Origin of the sequence: Desulfosporosinus metallidurans (assembly GCF_001936615.1) — a bacterium.
Lineage (GTDB): Bacteria > Bacillota > Desulfitobacteriia > Desulfitobacteriales > Desulfitobacteriaceae > Desulfosporosinus > Desulfosporosinus metallidurans.
The window spans coordinates 1-1,652 of record NZ_MLBF01000145.1 but is presented as its reverse complement, the minus strand read 5'-3'; the positions used below and the strand labels follow the sequence as shown (position 1 = coordinate 1,652).

Genomic DNA, 1,652 nt, shown 5'->3' with positions numbered 1-1,652 from the left:
AAAACCTCAGGTATTGGCAATGTCTGCTTTGCTTACCACAACAATGTTGCATATGAAAGATACGATTGAACTCATGAAAGAAGAAGGTATTAAGGATCAAGTAAAAGTTATCGTAGGTGGGGCACCAATTTCCCAGGATTTTGCTGATGAGGTGGGTGCAGATGGATTTGCTCCTGATGCGGCTTCCGCAGTAGATCTCTGTAATCGGCTCTTGGCTTAAACTTTGTAGGTCTGAAAGGAGAGTTTGAAGTTGACAACTAGAACTAATTTTAAAGCATATTCAACTACGATGATGAATGTATTCACGGATTCTCAGTGCCAAGAATTGGTATTAGCTGCTGAAGAAGCAATGTGGCGCACTGGAACAGACTTTCATGACAAAGAGTCTCTGGAAATTCTAAAAAAAGCGGGTTGTTGGGTCGACGGAAAAAGAGTTCGGATTCCACCGCACATTACTGAACGGGCCTTGAAGACTTGTCAGAAGCACGTTGTGCTTTGCAATAGCCGGACAGGAGCACCAGAACTTTTTGTGGAAGGAAATAATGCTTACTTTGGTTCTGGACCTTGCACACCATTCACAAGAAACCCATTCACAAACGAAAGACATCGGGCCACTAGGCAGTCCGTGGGCTGGGCAACCAAGGTCCTCGATGCCCTTCCCAATATTGATTATGCGATGTCTTTAGGGATTGTCCAAGATGTTCCACTTTTAGTTTCTGATCGCCACGAGTTTGAGCAACAAATTTTACACACCGATAAACCTATCATTACGGTTTGTAACGATGAGTGGGGACAAGAAGACGTCATTAAGATGGCCGAGATTGTTGCTGGCGGTGAGGAAGAATTAACAAAGAATCCATTTATTTGTCTCTATGCTGAACCGATTTCGCCAGGAGTCCACTGCAGGGAAGCTGCCCAAAAATTGATACTCGGAGCTAAGAAGAGACTGCCGACAATTTATACCCCATGTATTATGGCTGGTGGGACAGCACCTGCAACCATGGCAGGGGTTATGGTACAGGGATTGTGCGAAAGTTTAAGCGGTTTGGTTCTAAGTCAGTGTACGCGTGAAGGAGCCCCCTTCATTATGGGTGGTGTGTATACTATCTTGGATATGGAATCTACTATCTTCTCCTATGGAGCTCCGGAGCTTCACCTGCTCCTTGCGGGCTTAGCGGATGTAGCCCATTATCTTAATATTCCGATGTTCGGTACTGCGGGTTGTACTGATTCCTGTATTATTGACGAACAGGCTGGAATAGAGGCTGCACTCTCTATCGCTATGACAAATATGTCTGGCGCCAATCTAAATCATGATACAGGTTACTCCGAGTACGGAACAACTTCAAACCTTGACCTTGTTGTTATTGCGGATGAAGTTCTTGGAATGGCCAGAAGATTAACACGTGGTATCCGTGTTGATCAGGAAACCTTAGCATTGGATGTCATCGAAAAGGTCGGCCCTGGTGGTAAGTTTACGGATGAGGATCATACAGAGGATCATGCTGAAGATAATTATGTACCTCGTCTAGTCAACCGTGCTGCCCGAAGTATTTGGGAAAATGCAGGTGAGAAAACACTGACCCAGGTTGCCAATGAGAAAGTCCGGGATATCATTAATTACCACGAACCTGTTCCCCTACCGAAGGATG

Annotated in this window: 2 protein-coding genes; both read left to right on the top strand. The window is 45.1% G+C overall.

Annotated elements, in window-relative coordinates; translation table 11 throughout:
• Window positions 1-220: cobalamin B12-binding domain-containing protein (locus DSOL_RS26015; protein ID WP_170871633.1), on the top strand; the 220-nt coding region annotated here is incomplete at its 5' end.
• A 30-nt stretch (window positions 221-250) separates the two neighbouring features.
• The coding region (locus DSOL_RS26010) for a trimethylamine methyltransferase family protein (RefSeq protein ID WP_075367588.1) at window positions 251-1,652 on the top strand (1,402 nt) is incomplete at its 3' end.